We start from the raw sequence: 15,608 nt of genomic DNA on the forward strand, positions 1-15,608 counted from the left end.
GCCAGGAGCGACCGACCATCGAAGTCCTCGTCTCTGGAAACGCTTCTCGAACCCATGCTGTCAAAGTTCCACGACCTGGATAGCCCAACGCCCTCATCGTCGCAGAGATACAGCGATCGTGAGTGCGGTAGTGTTCAAGCGCCGCCTGCTTCCGGGCCTCAGAAAACTTCGGTGCGCGAGCCACACAACCAACACGCAGGTCTTGATGTTGCTGGTATTCGCGATACCAGTTTCTCAGCGCATTCTTTGTCGGATAACCCAATTGGCGGATCGTCGCCTTAACTCGCTTGCCAAGCTGGATATACAGCTCAACGGCGCGAATTCTGTCTGCATGGGAATACATGAACTACCTCCTGGTGGTCCAAGTTTTAGTCCGCATCCCCCATGTCCATGCGTGCTTTTTTAGAGCATTCGAAACAAAAAGGGAATATGCTTGCCTGTGCCTTTGGCGATGCTTCCCCGCCGGCTCCCAATTATGGGATCAGAATCTGATGAAACTATAATTTCTAGAGATTTTATGTATTTTAGAAAAATAGCTCTTATGTGCTCACCGACAGTACTTAATATGCGTCTATGACCTCTGGCACACTGACAAAACGCGGCTAACGGGGATCCGACCTCGTAACCTCATTTGGACAGCGCTGTCGGCCGGGTCCGCCAATTGTGCTCTCTCAAATGTCACCCTTTCCGTATGACTGGGCAGCAATGCTTCATTGCGGATTGGAGCATTCGCTCGACTGATAAAGGCTACGCTGATGTCCCGCCCCCTGATCTATAATGGTTTTCTCCATCTCACACCAAATCACCACGCCCACGGCTACTGGCGGACACCTGAGGGCCAAGTGCAGTACGGCTACTCGAAGCTGGAACCGTATATAGATGTTGTGAAGACCCTTGAGCGCGGTCGCTTGGACACGTTGTTCATTGCCGACGTTTCCGGTGTGTATGATTTCGAACACACGATCCGCGCCGGTTCACAGTTTCCGTCTGCCGACCCGATCACTATTCTCTCTGCGCTTGGACTGGCTACCGAGCATCTTGGTTTGGCTGTCACCAGCAACATCATCCAGGCCCATCCATTTGCCTTCGCCCGTCAGCTATCGTCTCTTGACCATTACACGAATGGTCGTGTTGGCTGGAACATTGTCACTAGCTATCTGACCAATGGCTTCCAGAACTTCGGCTACGACACAATCACCCCGCATGACGACCGCTATGGGTGGGCGCAGGAATATCTCGATGTGACCTACAAGCTCTGGGAGCATTCCTGGGAAGAGGGCGCCATCCTGCACGACGCGGCCACCAACCGCTTCTTCGACCGCGACCGCATTCACCGTATCGATCACGTCGGGGAGCGGTATCGCGTGGTGGGTCCGCATATTGTTGAACCTTCCCCGCAGCGTACGCCGGTGTTGTTCCAGGCGGGCAACTCGACCGCAGGTCGTGAGTTCGCGGTGCGCAACGCTGAGGTGACCTTTCTACCTTCGGCTACGCCGGAAGCGGCCCGACGCGATATTGAGATTCTCGACAACCTCTTGACGCAGAATGGCCGCGATCCACGTTCGCTAAAGAAAATCGTCACGCTTTCGACAGTAATTGGCTCGACCGAGGAGGAGGCGAAGCGCAAGCAGTCCTATCTCCATGACAATACGGATTTCGATGCATTGCAAGCTTTTCTGAGTGGCGGCAGCGGCATCGACTATTTCAGTATTTCCCCTGATACAACGCTCGGCGAACTGAAACACCGCTACGACACCAGCGAGCATGTGCGCAGCGGCTTCCGGCGCATTTTGGACGCCAATCCGAACCTTGATCTGGATGCGACCTGGGGCGAGCATCTCGTCAAGACAGCGCTGCTGCCTGGTCGCTTTGCCGGCACGCCGGAGCAAATTGCCGATGAGGTTCAGCGCTGGGCTGACGCAGGCGTAGACGGCTTCAACGTCGTGCCGATCACTACGCTTGGTTGGTGGGATGAGTGGGTCGATAACGTTGTTCCTGTCCTTCAAGCCCGTGGTCTTGCACAGACGGAATACGCTCCCGGCACGCTTCGCGAAAAACTCTTTCGCAAGGGTGATCGCCTGCCTGAAGCGCACCATGCCCGCAAGCTCAGCCTCAAGTCACGAACGACTACGAAATCGCCCGAACCGGCGCTTTGATCTTTACGATTTCATCAATTCACGAGCAGACATTATGAAGAAGACGAATACGGCGAACATTTTCACATCCGTGCTGACAATTGCGATACTGCCGCTTACCAATTTCCTGTCAACGGGTGCGATCGCCGCCACCGGCGCGGATGATCCCAATCGCATCGCTGGCGGCACGATCACCTACGTCCATGAACAGGAACCGCCATGCCTATGGGGCGGGTGGGTCCAACAGGCCTATCTTTCTCGGCAGGTTTTCGATTACCTCGTGAGTTACAGCGATGACGGGCAAATCAAGCCCTGGCTTGCCACGAACTGGAGCGAGTCCGAAGATCGCAAAACGGTCACCTTCCGTCTGCGCAAAGATGTGGTCTTCACGGATGGCGACAAGTTTAACGCCGACGCCGTGGTCGCAAACTACCCGGCTTGGGAAAAAGGCATCGGTTGGCACGGTTTCACCTATATGACCGGCTTTACCAAGGTCGATGATTTCACAGTCGAACTCCATCTTTCCGAGCCAAATCCAGAAATCTACAACATATTGGCGAATGGCCATTATGGTTTTCAATCTCCCAAATCACTTGCCGAGAACACGAAAGAACAGAAGTGCCTAACGCCTGTCGGCACCGGACCCTGGAAGATAGAGAACTGGGCTCGTGGCAGCGGCATCAGTTTCGTACGCAACGACGATTACAACTGGGCACCCGAAAATGCCCATCATAACGGTCCGGCTTACGCGGAACGGCTCGAATGGAAATTTGTGCCAGACGCCACAACACGGTGGGGCGCCATTATCAGTGGCGAAGCCAATGTTGCCTATCAACCACCGTCTGTTCAGTGGAAGAACGCGCAACAAGAATTCCAGACACTGTCTTTCGTTGCGACGGGCCGACCACAGGGTCTATCGTTCAACGTTGCACGTGGACCTTTCGCCGACAAGCGCCTGCGCCAGGCCTTCGTCTACGCCATAGATCGTCAGCGTATCGTCCAAGCGATATTCAAGGGAACGGCGCCCTTCGAGGGCAATGGTTCGTTGAGCAAGACGACGCCACTCTACAACAACGTGGACGCGGCCTATTCTTTCGATCCTTTGAAAGCAAACCAACTACTCGATGAAGCCGGCTGGACAGACCGTGACGCAAATGGTTACCGTGCTAAGGATGGCAAGACCCTGGAGGCGCGCCTCCCGTTCAATCAGGCGATTATCAATACCGAAGGTGCGACGGCTCTCCAGGTCATTCAGGATCAGGTCAAGGCTGTTGGCATCAAAGTGAACCTCATTCCGTTGACACAAACGGAAGGTTTTGCTGGCGCTTATTCCAAGCCGGAAGAGAAAGAAATCAGCTTCGGTTATTGGGTTTGGCCGTCGCCGAATATTCTGGACATCGTTTACAACCATCAGCTCAACGGCCGCCCCAACGGCAATAACACCTCATTTTTCAATGATCCCACGGTAGAGGCCGAGATCATCGACGCGCAACGCGAAGCAAATCCGAAGGTGAGGCTTCAAAAATACAGCGCGCTTCAGAAATGGTTTGACGATCAAGCCGTGGCGATCGGCGTCTATAATTTCACCTACAATGTTGCGGTCACAAAAGACCTGAGAGGTCTCTGGCAGGACCAGGGAAATGGGCTTCTAAACTTTTATGACGCCTACTTCGTGAAGGATTGAGCGATGGCTATCGACACCTCTGTCATCGATGCGGTGCCGATAGGGCACACCAAGGTCCGCCCATATCCGGCTTTCGGCATCCTGCGAACGGTGCTGCTCAAAGTCGGATCGGCGATCTTCGTGCTGTGGGGAGCGGTGACCATTACCTTTATCGTGCTGGCGATCCTCCCGGGCGACCGTGCGACCATTCTGCTCAACATCACCTCAGGACAGACGATCGCACGGACGCCGGAGGAATTAGCACCGATCAACGCGATGTATGGGTTCGATCAACCCATATTGACGCAATATATCCGCTACGTAACCGGGTTGCTGCACGGCGACCTGGGGACGTCTTTCGAGTTGCAGCGCTCGGTCGCCAACATTATCGGCGAGCAGATCGTACCCACTTTCACGCTCGCCGGCTCCGCACTTTTGCTCGCCTGGATATTCGCTGTCCCCTGGACGTTGTTCACCGCTGGGCGTAGCCGTCGGCTTGGGGCTTTCGGTTCGGCCACAGAGACTATCATGGCTGGGCTACCACAATACTGGATCGGTATCCTGTTGCTGATCGTTTTTGCCATCGGACTACGCTGGTTTCCCGTAATCGGGGGAACAGGTTTCATGAATAGCGTGTTGCCAACCGTGACGCTTGCCATCCCTCTTGCCGGCTTCCTCGGGCAATCTATCAGAAGCGAATTCGATCGGACGATGCGCGAACCCTTTGTGCTGTCGGCGAGGGCGCGTGGCATGAGCGGGTGGGGTGTACGCGCACGCCACGTCCTTCGACATGCGCTAATTCCCGGCGTCACCCTTAGCGGATGGGCGATTGGACATCTACTATCCGGGACCGTTCTCGTCGAGACGGTATTCGCGCGACCGGGGTTGGGAGCCATCGTCGTCGATGCTGTTAGCAACAAGGATTTTGCTCTGGTGTCTGGCTGCGTCATCCTCAGCAGCTTTTTGTACGTGGTGATCAATCTCGTTCTCGATCTGATTTACCTCATCGTCGATCCACGTTTGCGAGGTGCGGCATGAGCGATATCGTCACTGGCGCTAGTTCCGAAACAATTGCGGGAAAAGCGCTATCTAGGATTGTCGGAACCCCACTTTCCGTAGTTCTTTCCGCGATTGTGGTGCTGTTCTTTATGATCGCCGCCATCGCGCCCTCAATTCTCTCCACGCACTCTGCATTCGATACTGACCTTTTGGCTTCCTTGACGTCACCGAACGTGGACCATTGGCTTGGCACTGACGAAATTGGCCGGGACTTATATAGCCGCATTGTCTGGGGAACGCGTGGATCGTTGCTGATTGGCGTCGGAGCGATGGCCGTAGCTTTCGCTGGCGCTACAGTGCTGGGCTTCACCACCGCTCTTGCCCCTCGCTGGATCGCGGAGCCCGTAAACCGTATCCTCGAAATACTGCTGGCGTTTCCGACGCTTTTGTTGGCGTTGCTTTTTGTGGCTTTGCTCGGTCCATCGGCTACGAGCCTTTTGATATCGGTCGGTCTGGGAACCACACCGGGATACGCCCGGCTGATCCGGGCTCAGACTTTAAAAGTGAAACAGTCTGGCTATGTCGAGGCGGCCAGAGCGCTCGGCCATCCATGGTGGACAGTTTTCGTCCAACACATCGCGCCAAACGCGTTCCGCCCACTGGTTGGTCTCGTGGCTCTTGGCATTGGTCAGTCTGTCGTCTGGGCCTCTGGTCTGTCCTTTTTGGGGCTCGGTGTTGCACCGCCCTCTCCTGAGTGGGGTGCGCTTTTGGAGGCGGGGAAGGCCAACATCACGGTTGCCTGGTGGCTCGAAATATTTCCGGGTCTCGCGATCGTTCTTGTAGCATTGTCGTTTACGCAGATCGGCCAGTATCTCCAGGATATCGCAGAAGGAAATACCCGCCGATGACGTTTGATACCGAAGTTTCAATTGCGCGAACCACAGGACTTTCGGCCAGCAAAAAGCTATTGGAAGCCCGTGGGTTGAATGTTTCGTTTACGGATCAAGATGGTGTACGAAAGCACGTCGTCAAGAGCGTCGATCTTGATCTCCACGCTGGCCAATGCATCGCGCTCGTCGGCGAATCCGGTTCCGGAAAAAGTGTGACTGCTCGTTCTCTTGTGGGACTGGCGGGGGAGAATGCGGACGTCACGGCCGACACGCTCACCCTTGAAGGACAAACGCTTCTTGGACGTCCGGATTCATGGTGGAGGCGCGTGCGCGGCGCAAAGGTCGGTTTCATCCTGCAGGATGCATTGGTCTCGCTCGACCCATTGCGACCGGTCGGAAAGGAAGTCGATGAGGCTTTGTCGCTTCACAATTGGGGCACACGCCGGACGCGCCGAGAGAAGGTGTTGCAGACACTAGCAGATGTCGGTGTGCCTGAGCCGGAATTGCGGGCAAGGCAAAGGCCAGGTGAGCTTTCGGGCGGCTTGCGCCAGCGAGCGCTCATTGCCTCGGCCATCGCTTTGCAACCTGACATCGTGATTGCCGATGAACCCACCACGGCTCTTGATGTCACTGTGCAGGCGCAAGTCCTTGCTGTCTTGAAACAGATGCTCTCCCGCGGCGCCAGCATCATTTTGATCAGCCATGATCTTGCCGTGGTCGCCAAGCTCGCGGATGTCATCCTCGTGATGAAGGGCGGCCAAATCGTCGAGGCCGGACCGAGCGAACAGGTCCTTGGCCAACCGCGGCACTCCTACACACAACAACTCATCGATGCGATCCCGAGCGAGCACACAAAGGGCACGCGCCTTTCAGCAAACAACGCCGTATTTACCCCTGAACTTTTCACCTCACCCGACCGGCAACGTTCAGAAAACGAACCGCCGCTTCTGGACGCACGCAATATTGTCAAGAGTTTCCGCGGGCCCGACGGCGTCCGCCGTACAGTTGTAAAGGACGTGTCATTCAGGCTCGGACGCGGCGAGACTCTGGGAATCGTGGGCGAGTCAGGCTCCGGTAAGACCACTTTGGCCCGCGTCGCGCTGGCGCTCGAAACACCCGACGACGGTGAAGTGCGCTTTCTCGCGCAAAAATGGAGCCACGCTACGCCAGCCGAGCAACAGGAGATCCGAAGGCGCATCTCGGTCGTCTATCAGGACCCGCTGTCTTCATTTGATCCGCGCTGGCGAGTGTCGCGCATTCTTACCGATGCGATAATCCTCGGGGATCCAAACAACGCCGGTCGGGCTCGAAATCGGGCGACCGAATTGCTCGAGACCGTGGGCCTGACAGCGGCCCATCTCGACCAGTGGCCACTGCGCATGTCGGGCGGACAGCGACAACGTGTTGCTATAGCGCGCGCCATCGCGACCAATCCAGAGATCATCGTCCTCGATGAAGCCGTGTCGGCTCTTGACGTCTCTGTGCAAGCGCAAATCCTCGACCTTTTGTCCGATTTGCAGACGCAGCTAGGGGTCAGTTACCTGTTCATTTCTCACGATCTGGGTGTGATTCACCACATGAGTGACCGCGTCCTCGTCATGCAGAATGGGGTTGCTGTTGAGCAAGGTACGGCGGACGAAGTCTTCTATCATCCCCATCATATCTACACGCGAAAGCTGCTCCAATCTCTTCCACGTCTGGAATATACCCGACTGCGCAAAGCAGCCTCTTCACGGTGAGAACCCATTCCCGAAAATTTTATTCAGGAACAGCGAATGTCCAACAAGAATTTCGTTTGGCCGCATGTGCCAACGGAGGATTTCGAACGGCTTGCAAAGCGCTTTCGTCCCGTCTTTGATGAAATCAAACAAGGCGCGATCGCCCGTGATCGCGATCGGTTACTTCCTTATGAAGCTGTTGACCTCTTACGGAAGAGTGGCTTTGGCGCGCTTCGCGTCCCAACTGAATTTGGCGGCGAGGGCACTAGTCTGACGAACCTTTTTGCCTTGCTGACCGAACTGTCTGAAGCGGATTCGAATCTGACGCAGATTCTTCGTGGTCACTTTGGCTTTGTGGAAATTGCGCTGCACCATGCAGATAAAAATTGGTCCCGACGCTGGCTCGAAGCAGCCGCTAAAGGTGCGCTTTTTGCACCGGCCCATACCGAGCCAGGCGTCTCCCAGCACGGCAGTTTTTCAACGGTCGTGACCGGGGAGGGCGACAAATTAGAGCTGAACGGAACAAAATATTATACGACCGGCGCGCTTTATGTCGACTGGATCCATGTCACGGCAAACCGTGGAGATATTGCCGTCACCGTTCTCGTGCCGACAAATGCGAAAGGCGTAACTATCGTCGACGATTGGGACGGCTTCGGTCAGACGCTCACGGCCAGCGGCACGGTGGTCTATGATCACGTGTCGATTGCTGAAGCAGACATTCAGCCCGCCGTCGGCAGGGCGGTTCACGTGCCGTCCGTGTATCAGCTTATCCATCTCTCAACCCTTTCTGGAATAGGACGCGCCGCTGTACGTGAAACTGCCGCCTATCTCGATAATCGCCAGCGCACTTACGCCCACGGCAATACCGGCACAGCCAAGCATGATCCTCAAATACTCCAGGTCGTCGGAGAAGTGGTTTCGAAGGTCTACAGTGCGAATGTAGCGACGCTTAACGCCGCCACAGCATCGGAGAGGTTTTTCAAGAAGCTCATCTCCGGTGACGCCGACGAAGACGATCGCGCGCGGCTGGAGATCGAAGTCTATCAGGCCCAGATATCCACCGTGACACAGATATTGGAAGCAACGGCAGCGCTTTTTGGCGGGCTCGGCGCCTCAGCATTGAGCCGAGGGCGTGGCTTTGATCGGTTCTGGCGAAATGCAAGGGCGATTTCCTCGCATAACCCTTTGATTTACCGCGGGCGTCAGATTGGTGATTTTGTGGTCAATGGCACACTGCCGCCTGCTCAGTTTTCGATACCGCTTTCGTCACAGCGATCTGGCGGTCAATTCAGAGATGAAAACGAAGAAGCTCTAGCTTAAGATCGGCCTACTATTCCGGTCCTTGCCAAACTATAGTGCGGATGTCAGGGTGTCGTGAGGCAGGCACGACTTCGGGACGTTTGAAGACAACTCCATTCGTTGATCGACTGTTGAAAATCGCGAGCGAGGTCTATAGTCAGCTATGAGCCTTCGGGCACCATCGTAAAATTTATCGGAGAAGCTATTCAAGGATGAAAAATCCAAACCGTACTGTTGTCGTTGAATATAAAAACAGACGCGCTCGCAAGGGCAACGCCTCCTTGTGGGGAAACCTCGATTTGAAATCGTAAGCCCGTGAAGTGGAAGCGGATGCGATACTCCCCTTGCCAGAGGCTCCTGTAACGCCTGATCCCGCCCCGCCGGTGGTGAGCAACGCAAAGGTGGGAACGGCTGAAACAGTGCCCCTGGACGAACCTGTCACTGCTATTCCCGCTGAAGCACCGATCAAAACTGCAAAACCACAACCAGACATAAGAGCAGGAGAGATTGCGCAGGAGGAGGACTCCGTTCGACGCCCGTTAAAAAAGCCAGGACGGCGGAAACAGGCGGAAAGTCGAACAGTCGCTAAGCCCGATATTCAGATTGAGCTGTCGTCTCTCGAAACCGAAAATGCAAACTTGAGACGCGAATGGGCTGCAAAGCTGCGTGCGGAGAATGGTGGCTTACTCTTGATGCTGAAACGCTTCGAACAGCGGCTCAAATGACAGGCCGCTGCGACGGCTGATTGACTTCCGCCGCCGTCACTTGACGATTAACTCCGGCCGCTGGAATGCGAACAATCCGTTGCGGGATGCGTGGCATCGCGCAACGTTTAAAGCCCCGCCCATGCGCGATGCGGATTTGCATGCTCCTATGTTTCGCCCATAAGCGGATTTTGTTTTGATGATGCTTTGCCGGATCGTTGCGTCTCAGGCGAAGGCGACATCGTTTTCCGTCAGTTCCGCAAGTTTAACGTTTTCGATGATGAATCCGTTTCCCGAATCGTCGGCGCTCACGAAAACACCATCTTGTGTATCGACTGATGCAGCGACAAAACTTTCAAAATTCGCGATCGCGTCGATACCGCGCAATAGCAGAACATCACCGCTGTCCACGTCGAAATCAGTGACCCGGTCAAGGCCTGTGGACTGGACGGATTCATCGTCCCAGATGAATGTGTCGGAACCGCCTCCTCCAGTGAAGACGTCGGAGCCCGATCCACCGAGCAATCGGTCTGAACCGTCGCCGCCATTCAGTTCATCATTACCCTCTCCTCCAAGGAGACTGTCGGAACCGCTAGCGCCATAAATATAATCATCGCCTCCGCGACCGTCATAGGTGTCGTGACCACTAAAGCCTTCACGAAACGTCTCCGAACTGGTGATGCGATCATCGCCATTCCCGCCGAATATCTGGGCGCCCCTGGCCGCTGAACGAACATCGAGATCGAACTTTTCGATGGTGGCGTAGGAAGCTGCGTCGAAGGTGAAACCGGGAGCAACATCGTCACAAAATTGACCGAGAGCGTATCGACGCCTTCGCCACCGTCGACACTGCCAAAACTGCCATCGGAGTAAATCGAAAACGTATCGTCACCGTCGCCGCCCGACATCCGAAACCAGTAACCGGCATAATAACTATCCTGCACGCCCGCCGAAAAACTGTCATTACCGCCGCCGCCCAGCAGCGTATCGTTCCCTTCGTCGCCGGAAACGTCGTCATCGCCATTGCCACCATCAATGATATCGCTGCCGCGACCGCCCCGGATTTGATCTTCTCCATCCCCACCCAGGATTTGATCCTGTCCAGCTCCGCCGGAAATCTGATCATTTCCATTTCCGGCCAAGACCTGATCGTCCCCATCCCCCGCCCGAATGTTGGCGAACGCGAAACCGGATGCGTCGATGGTGTCACCTCCTGCACCGGTCTGAAGGTTCAATCGTTCGAGATCCGTGAAATAGAGGTGGGCGTCACTGACGGTCGGATCACCCCAGTAAGCGTGGCCTTGCGGCGAATTGAACACAACTGCGTCCGTCTGGTTCGACAGATCCACCACGAGCGTATCAGTCCCGTCTCCACCACGAGCGGCGCCGCCGACAACATTGAATATGAGGCGGTCATTGCCTGCTCCTCCTGTGAGTTCGTCGAACCCGGACGCAGCGCCCGCACCGGTCGTCAGCACATCATCGCCAGCCCCTCCATCTATAATATCATTGCCGAGCCCGCCTTCGACAAAATCATTTCCGGCCAGACTCCAAATGCGGTCATTTTCATCCGAACCCACAATATTGTCGGAATGCTCTGTTCCCACGATCTTCGCCATAACGATCCTCCTCGTTTTTGAGAGGAGAACATAACTGTAAATGATTGCTGTATTAAGTAATTTTATATTACGCCAATATTATACTTATTAATTTGAAATATTTTATTTATTGTTCGTTTTTATTTTGGAAATACCATGTTAATGGCGCGTCTTCACCTAATTAACCCATCCCCGCGATTGTGGAATATCTTCAGAACACTTGCGTCTGGTCATACGGCGGTGATCGGTTTATCGTTGCTTAGCTATTATGCTATCGAGATGAAACAGACAGTATCTCTTCATATCCACTTAGCAGGAACAGGGGATAAACCGACAATGAAATCATGGGGCGAGCGGCTCGTTGCGGGGCTCAAAAACTGGCGGTCACATAAAGGCGACAGTGCGGTTAGCGAAGTGCCTGATATTGAAGGCGAGTCCGCGGATCGCCTGCAGCAGCCTGACGCAGCGTCGCATGCAAAGCTCTCGATCAAGGTCACAACCAAACGCCACGATGAAACAGCCTTCAGGCCAGATCCTGACGGTGAGCTGGAATATTCACCTGTGGCGGCCGTGGACAAGCCGCAAGCGGACGAGGCTCCGTCAAGCTTGGGGCAGCCAGGGAGAAACTTGGCGCACGTCGATCTCACGGCGTCATCATCAGGTAAGAAGCCTGCTCAAAAGCGCGCCCGAGCAAGAAAATCCCCATCCGAAGACCAATCAACGGCAAAAAAGGTACTGGCGATCCAGACGGCGGAAGAGGGCGCAGAAACAGATGCTGCAACTCCCTCGCAGATCAACTCAGAAGCCTCATCACAAGCATCAGCGCCGCCCAAAAAGCCACTCACGCCGTTCGATCCGACATTGCAGAGTGAAACAACAACGTCTGAAACGACGGTCGACGAAAATCGCTCCGCACAAAGGGTTTCTGTGTCGATGCAAAAACGCTCTCGTGATCGCAAGCCAAACGTTAGTAACGGGCAGGTGACAGACAGTGAACTGGCGGAATTGGAAGCAGAAAATGCTCGGCTCAAGCTCCTTTTAAAGGAACGGCTGGAAGCGAAGAAAAGCAGTTCTCACCGTTGAATGGCTGGCATGCTAAATGCCGACAGATCACGGTAATGAAGAGTTGTAGTGGCTATTGCGTTGCTACATGGAACCGGTCATTTGTGACAGAATAGACGCCGGACGTGTGGCACGACACGCCTCCTCCCAAGTCGTGCCGTTCAGGATCCGCCCGCGTCGCTCTCATCCTCCCTGCGAAGCGGGCGTTCTTTTTTTGGTCAAATCGTAACGGTGCTACACTCATGGCAGGCATGTGATCCTTATCTGGGTCTATAGCCTCGCACCTGTTTTTTCCGGGCTACAGTCAGGAACATTTTGATGGCCTCCGTTTCCTGTTGGAAATGTTGCAGCTTGACCTGTCCGGAGGTCCCGATCCGCCCCCACTGGCGTGTCAGGCAGGGTTCTCCAAACAGCGAATAGGAAATATGCATGGCGTAGTAACGGGCCATGTTTTTTATTCGGGTCTGTCCGTTCGACATAAAGATGCAACTGCTGGGCGATCATGTCAAAAAGATCGCTGAAACCGTCCCTCCCGTCTAACAACAGTTTTGAATCAATCCGCTCGGACCGATTCATTTCGGTGAACTATCCCTATGTTCCCGGTCTGTTATCCGTCAAACGACGTAGAAATGGACGAAAGTTAGGGATGACCGTTTTTTGTCTGGATGGTAAAAATCGATCCATACAAAGAGGAGAGGGGCCATGGAGGGCAATCCCGATTTTCACAGGTCCGGTGCGTTGAAGTCGCTTCTAACCGAAGGCGAGGAAGTGATACGTACTGCACGCGTATCCGATCATCCGAATTGGCTAGATCGGATACCAGCTGTCCCGTTTGTCGTTCTGGCGCTTGCCTGTGGTCTTGGCACGTTCGTATTGATCAGCCGGATTATTTAAATCCCCGGTGCTTTTCCCGGAGACGGGGATGTGTAAACTTGACCGTCTGCGCCCCGCATGATTTCTCTCAGGCGCAAATAAATCAGTTTATTTTTTGTTTCTGTCAGCTTTCAAAGCTTTGCAGCTTGTCCAGAAGGCTTTTGGAGATCTCGAATTGTCGCGCTGTTCCACGACCCATGGAGTTCGTCACCATGGTTTCGGTCAACATGCCGCGTTTCACGAGAAGATCAACTGTCTCCTTCACACCGCTGCGCGTCAATTCAGTGATTTCCATTATATTTGTGAGATTTAGCTTCTGGTGCGTCTGCGTCATCGTGTAAAGGATCGTCATCATGCCGATCTCTTTTACGCGCGCCTGCGGAGTCTCGCCTTCCATCGGATTGTCGAGGATCTCGTGAAGGATCAGTCCGGAAAAGGCGAGACTGTGCAATTGAGATTTAAGCGCTCTTGTCATGTCATTTAACTGTGGTATATACGATAGTCAAAATGCATTGCGTTACCGTATGACGCTGCTTCCATAGCGTGGTGTCATCGTTTCGGAGGGGCAAGTCCATGAAAAACCTTCTGCTTAAATGCCTGCTAACTCTTTCGTCTCTTTCATTACCTTACCTGATTTCAGGCGGCAATGCGCGCGCTGATGAATGGGGATGCAAGGTCATCCTCTGCCTTTCCAATCCGGGAGGGCCAACCGAATTTGCTGAATGCGATCCTCCGATCCAAAAACTCTGGCGTGAGCTTGCAAAGGGTCATGCCTTTCCAACCTGTAGCGGTGCGGGATTTCAGAGTTCGCGTCCGGGTTATGAGCCATATTATTGCGATGCAGGCTATCGGCTGTCGCGTAGCTACGTCCCTTTGGGTCAAGAGGCGACCTGCGTTTCCATCACTCTGCAGAACGTGAGGCGTTCCCTGTGCGCTTTGGATCGTGACAATCGCGGAACTCAATCCAGCTCGGTCCTGTCGGTTCGATTGCAGCGCCAGGACGGTCGACTTCAGTGCATGGGCTATTCCCTCACGCGTCCGAACATTCGGAAACAACCACATTATATCGACGTGTCGATCGATGGCGTCGGCATACAACGCGTCTGGTATTGAGCGATGGGTACTGCATTCGTCGACATAGCACAAAACTGCGCGCCAATGGTTCAAATGGAAACTTTGGCCGCTGTCGTTAGTCTCGAGAGCAAGTTCCAGCCCTTCAATATCCGCATCAATAGCGGCAAGCCGCTTGCCGCGCAGCCAGCGAGTAAAGCCGAGGCGATCGAGATAGCGACATCACTCATCACGGACCGTCAGGATATCCGGATTGGACTGGGTGGGATCGGCGTAGAACAGCTTCAAAGACTGAACCTTTCCGTTTCCGATGCCTTTGATCCTTGCCTGAATCTCAAGGCTACCGCCACGCTTCTTGATGGCTACTATCGTCTCGCCCAACGTTTCGGCCGTAACCCGGAAGGTGCCGAGACGGTTATGCTTCAATCCTATTATGAGCGAGACGATCGATCTCCAGGCGAAATAGTCCGATATGACCAACAGGTGCGCGACGAAGCAAAGCGCCTTTCATCAAGACTAAAGTCGCTCGTCCTCGTCGAGCCAAACCGGGAGGGAGCCCGGAAAGATCAGGCCAAGGAACAAGCGGACGACAAAGTCGGCATAAACATCGCCCAAAACGAAGATCCCGTTTTGTGGGACGTGTTTCGTTCCAGGCGGCACTCTTCTGTTTTCGTTTTCCAGAATAATCGATCGGAGCAAAGTGAATGATTTCCAAGGCCAAAACACGTCCGCTTATCGCTTCCACGCTCATGGGCATCGCCATCGTTACGGCTTTAGCAGAGCCGGCTTTTGCACAGTCAGCTGGCATCGAGACCATACTGCAAAATATCGTGGATCTCCTGAGCGGTAACATCTTCAGGCTTCTCGCGACGATCGCGGTCATCATTATCGCGATTGCCTGGATGTTTGGATATATGGATTTGAGGCGCGCGGGCTATTGGATCATCGGCATCGGGGTGATAGCGGGCGCTTCCGAGCTCGTCGGCACTATTGTTGGCAGCTGAAGTTCATGACAAGCACACCCGTTCTCGAAGAAGATACACTGTTTTTGGCCTGCACGCGTCCGGCAATGATTGCCGGCGTGACTATGGAAGCGATGGGCATCAATGTCATGCTGACAACCATCCTCTATATCGGCGCAGGATCAATCGGATACGCCCTGGTCGGCATTGCCTTCCATTTCGTGTTCCAGACCCTCGTCAAGCGCGACCATAACATGTTTCGTATTCTGCTTGCGTGGGTCGAGACCCGTGGTCGTTCCCGCAACGCTGCCTATTGGGGAGGCGCGACGCTTTCGCCGTTGAAACTTGTGCGGCGTTATGACGAAAGGGATCTGAGCCTTGCCTAGGGCGTAGACTCATAAACTGATGCACCAGATGCGGACAGCGATCAGTTTGACAGCAGCAAGGAAATTGTCCGGGTTCTTGTCGTAACGCGTGGCGATGCCACGATAGTGTTTGATGCGATTAAAGAAGCGCTCGACCAGGTTTCTTTGGCGATATACCCATGGCGAGAACGCGAAGACGTCCTTACGGTTGGATTTGGGAGGAATATTGGCCCAGATTTTCCGTTCTGCTGTTGTCTTCCGGATCG

The 15,608-nt window shown here is 54.4% G+C and carries 17 protein-coding genes and 2 pseudogenes; 13 read left to right on the forward strand and 6 right to left on the reverse strand.

Annotated features, from left to right (window positions below; all coding sequences use genetic code 11):
* A pseudogene (locus tag ACTJKP_RS24330) lies at positions 1-343 on the reverse strand (IS3 family transposase); the annotation flags it as partial.
* A gap of 412 nt (positions 344-755) precedes the next feature.
* Between ACTJKP_RS24330 and ACTJKP_RS24335 the strand changes: the two are divergent.
* The 7 genes from ACTJKP_RS24335 (at position 756) to ACTJKP_RS24365 (ending at position 9,432) form a co-directional block, all read left to right on the forward strand.
* Positions 756-2,156: an NtaA/DmoA family FMN-dependent monooxygenase gene (locus tag ACTJKP_RS24335; RefSeq protein ID WP_440632505.1), complete on the forward strand. Its 1,401-nt coding sequence runs from the start codon at positions 756-758 to the stop codon at positions 2,154-2,156.
* Positions 2,157-2,190: 34 nt separating this feature from the next.
* Entirely contained in the window at positions 2,191-3,819 is a 1,629-nt protein-coding gene (locus ACTJKP_RS24340) for an ABC transporter substrate-binding protein (RefSeq protein ID WP_440632506.1), read from the forward strand.
* Positions 3,820-3,822: 3 nt separating this feature from the next.
* Entirely contained in the window at positions 3,823-4,836 is a 1,014-nt protein-coding gene (locus tag ACTJKP_RS24345; protein WP_440632507.1) for an ABC transporter permease, read from the forward strand.
* On the forward strand, positions 4,833-5,705 hold the full coding sequence (locus ACTJKP_RS24350; protein ID WP_440632508.1) for an ABC transporter permease: 873 nt from the start codon (positions 4,833-4,835) through the stop codon (positions 5,703-5,705). Before ACTJKP_RS24345 ends, ACTJKP_RS24350 begins: the two co-directional genes overlap by 4 nt.
* Positions 5,702-7,426: a dipeptide ABC transporter ATP-binding protein gene (locus ACTJKP_RS24355; RefSeq protein ID WP_440632509.1), complete on the forward strand. Its 1,725-nt coding sequence runs from the start codon at positions 5,702-5,704 to the stop codon at positions 7,424-7,426. Before ACTJKP_RS24350 ends, ACTJKP_RS24355 begins: the two co-directional genes overlap by 4 nt.
* Before the next feature lie 36 nt (positions 7,427-7,462).
* Positions 7,463-8,728: an acyl-CoA dehydrogenase family protein gene (locus tag ACTJKP_RS24360; RefSeq protein ID WP_440632510.1), complete on the forward strand. Its 1,266-nt coding sequence runs from the start codon at positions 7,463-7,465 to the stop codon at positions 8,726-8,728.
* A gap of 299 nt (positions 8,729-9,027) precedes the next feature.
* The gene (locus ACTJKP_RS24365) at positions 9,028-9,432 is read left to right on the forward strand and encodes a hypothetical protein (RefSeq protein WP_078341107.1); all 405 of its coding nucleotides are present in this window, start codon (positions 9,028-9,030) and stop codon (positions 9,430-9,432) included.
* A gap of 204 nt (positions 9,433-9,636) precedes the next feature.
* On the opposite strand, the gene ACTJKP_RS24370 is transcribed toward ACTJKP_RS24365, so the two are convergent.
* Positions 9,637-10,017, reverse strand: a complete 381-nt coding sequence (locus tag ACTJKP_RS24370) for a hypothetical protein (protein WP_440632518.1) — start codon at positions 10,015-10,017, stop codon at positions 9,637-9,639.
* The gene (locus ACTJKP_RS24375; protein WP_440632511.1) at positions 9,960-11,030 is read right to left on the reverse strand and encodes a calcium-binding protein; all 1,071 of its coding nucleotides are present in this window, start codon (positions 11,028-11,030) and stop codon (positions 9,960-9,962) included. Before ACTJKP_RS24375 ends, ACTJKP_RS24370 begins: the two co-directional genes overlap by 58 nt.
* A 135-nt stretch (positions 11,031-11,165) precedes the next feature.
* Here ACTJKP_RS24375 and ACTJKP_RS24380 point away from each other — a divergent pair, with 135 nt between their 5' ends.
* Positions 11,166-12,092, forward strand: coding sequence for a hypothetical protein (locus tag ACTJKP_RS24380; protein WP_440632512.1), 927 nt, complete (start codon positions 11,166-11,168; stop codon positions 12,090-12,092).
* A 239-nt stretch (positions 12,093-12,331) separates the two neighbouring features.
* Here the strand turns inward: ACTJKP_RS24380 and ACTJKP_RS24385 are convergent, their stop codons facing one another.
* Entirely contained in the window at positions 12,332-12,550 is a 219-nt protein-coding gene (locus tag ACTJKP_RS24385) for a WGR domain-containing protein (RefSeq protein WP_440632513.1), read from the reverse strand.
* Positions 12,551-12,773: 223 nt separating this feature from the next.
* Here ACTJKP_RS24385 and ACTJKP_RS24390 point away from each other — a divergent pair, with 223 nt between their 5' ends.
* Positions 12,774-12,965, forward strand: a complete 192-nt coding sequence (locus tag ACTJKP_RS24390) for a hypothetical protein (protein ID WP_078341110.1) — start codon at positions 12,774-12,776, stop codon at positions 12,963-12,965.
* A gap of 103 nt (positions 12,966-13,068) precedes the next feature.
* Here the strand turns inward: ACTJKP_RS24390 and ACTJKP_RS24395 are convergent, their stop codons facing one another.
* Positions 13,069-13,419, reverse strand: a complete 351-nt coding sequence (locus ACTJKP_RS24395; RefSeq protein ID WP_078341111.1) for a MarR family transcriptional regulator — start codon at positions 13,417-13,419, stop codon at positions 13,069-13,071.
* Positions 13,420-13,517: 98 nt separating this feature from the next.
* On the opposite strand from ACTJKP_RS24395, the gene ACTJKP_RS24400 reads away from it, so the two are divergent.
* From ACTJKP_RS24400 to ACTJKP_RS24415, 4 genes are read left to right on the forward strand one after another with little or no spacing between them, the layout of a single operon-like run.
* Positions 13,518-14,057: a hypothetical protein gene (locus tag ACTJKP_RS24400; protein ID WP_440632514.1), complete on the forward strand. Its 540-nt coding sequence runs from the start codon at positions 13,518-13,520 to the stop codon at positions 14,055-14,057.
* A 3-nt stretch (positions 14,058-14,060) separates the two neighbouring features.
* The gene (locus tag ACTJKP_RS24405; protein ID WP_440632515.1) at positions 14,061-14,723 is read left to right on the forward strand and encodes a type IV secretion system protein VirB1; all 663 of its coding nucleotides are present in this window, start codon (positions 14,061-14,063) and stop codon (positions 14,721-14,723) included.
* Complete coding sequence (locus ACTJKP_RS24410) at positions 14,720-15,019, forward strand: TrbC/VirB2 family protein (RefSeq protein ID WP_440632516.1); 300 nt, start codon at positions 14,720-14,722, stop codon at positions 15,017-15,019. The genes ACTJKP_RS24405 and ACTJKP_RS24410 overlap by 4 nt, the downstream gene beginning before the upstream one ends.
* Before the next feature lie 5 nt (positions 15,020-15,024).
* Positions 15,025-15,363 (forward strand): type IV secretion system protein VirB3, encoded by a 339-nt coding sequence (locus tag ACTJKP_RS24415; RefSeq protein ID WP_440632517.1) that lies wholly within the window; start codon positions 15,025-15,027, stop codon positions 15,361-15,363.
* A gap of 9 nt (positions 15,364-15,372) precedes the next feature.
* Here ACTJKP_RS24415 and ACTJKP_RS24420 read toward each other — a convergent pair.
* Positions 15,373-15,608: pseudogene (locus ACTJKP_RS24420) on the reverse strand (IS5/IS1182 family transposase); the annotation flags it as partial.

The organism is Brucella sp. 22210, from assembly GCF_052045675.1.
Classification (GTDB): Bacteria; Pseudomonadota; Alphaproteobacteria; order Rhizobiales; family Rhizobiaceae; genus Brucella.

Coding starts and splice junctions, on each gene's coding strand:
- ACTJKP_RS24385 (WP_440632513.1), bottom strand. CDS start 12,550: ATGTCGAACGGACAGACCCGAATAAAAAACATGGCCCGTTACTACGCC.
- ACTJKP_RS24355 (WP_440632509.1), top strand. CDS start 5,702: ATGACGTTTGATACCGAAGTTTCAATTGCGCGAACCACAGGACTTTCG.
- ACTJKP_RS24410 (WP_440632516.1), top strand. CDS start 14,720: ATGATTTCCAAGGCCAAAACACGTCCGCTTATCGCTTCCACGCTCATG.
- ACTJKP_RS24395 (WP_078341111.1), bottom strand. CDS start 13,419: ATGACAAGAGCGCTTAAATCTCAATTGCACAGTCTCGCCTTTTCCGGA.
- ACTJKP_RS24415 (WP_440632517.1), top strand. CDS start 15,025: ATGACAAGCACACCCGTTCTCGAAGAAGATACACTGTTTTTGGCCTGC.
- ACTJKP_RS24335 (WP_440632505.1), top strand. CDS start 756: ATGTCCCGCCCCCTGATCTATAATGGTTTTCTCCATCTCACACCAAAT.
- ACTJKP_RS24340 (WP_440632506.1), top strand. CDS start 2,191: ATGAAGAAGACGAATACGGCGAACATTTTCACATCCGTGCTGACAATT.
- ACTJKP_RS24375 (WP_440632511.1), bottom strand. CDS start 11,030: ATGGCGAAGATCGTGGGAACAGAGCATTCCGACAATATTGTGGGTTCG.
- ACTJKP_RS24350 (WP_440632508.1), top strand. CDS start 4,833: ATGAGCGATATCGTCACTGGCGCTAGTTCCGAAACAATTGCGGGAAAA.
- ACTJKP_RS24360 (WP_440632510.1), top strand. CDS start 7,463: ATGTCCAACAAGAATTTCGTTTGGCCGCATGTGCCAACGGAGGATTTC.
- ACTJKP_RS24405 (WP_440632515.1), top strand. CDS start 14,061: ATGGGTACTGCATTCGTCGACATAGCACAAAACTGCGCGCCAATGGTT.
- ACTJKP_RS24390 (WP_078341110.1), top strand. CDS start 12,774: ATGGAGGGCAATCCCGATTTTCACAGGTCCGGTGCGTTGAAGTCGCTT.
- ACTJKP_RS24380 (WP_440632512.1), top strand. CDS start 11,166: ATGTTAATGGCGCGTCTTCACCTAATTAACCCATCCCCGCGATTGTGG.
- ACTJKP_RS24345 (WP_440632507.1), top strand. CDS start 3,823: ATGGCTATCGACACCTCTGTCATCGATGCGGTGCCGATAGGGCACACC.
- ACTJKP_RS24400 (WP_440632514.1), top strand. CDS start 13,518: ATGAAAAACCTTCTGCTTAAATGCCTGCTAACTCTTTCGTCTCTTTCA.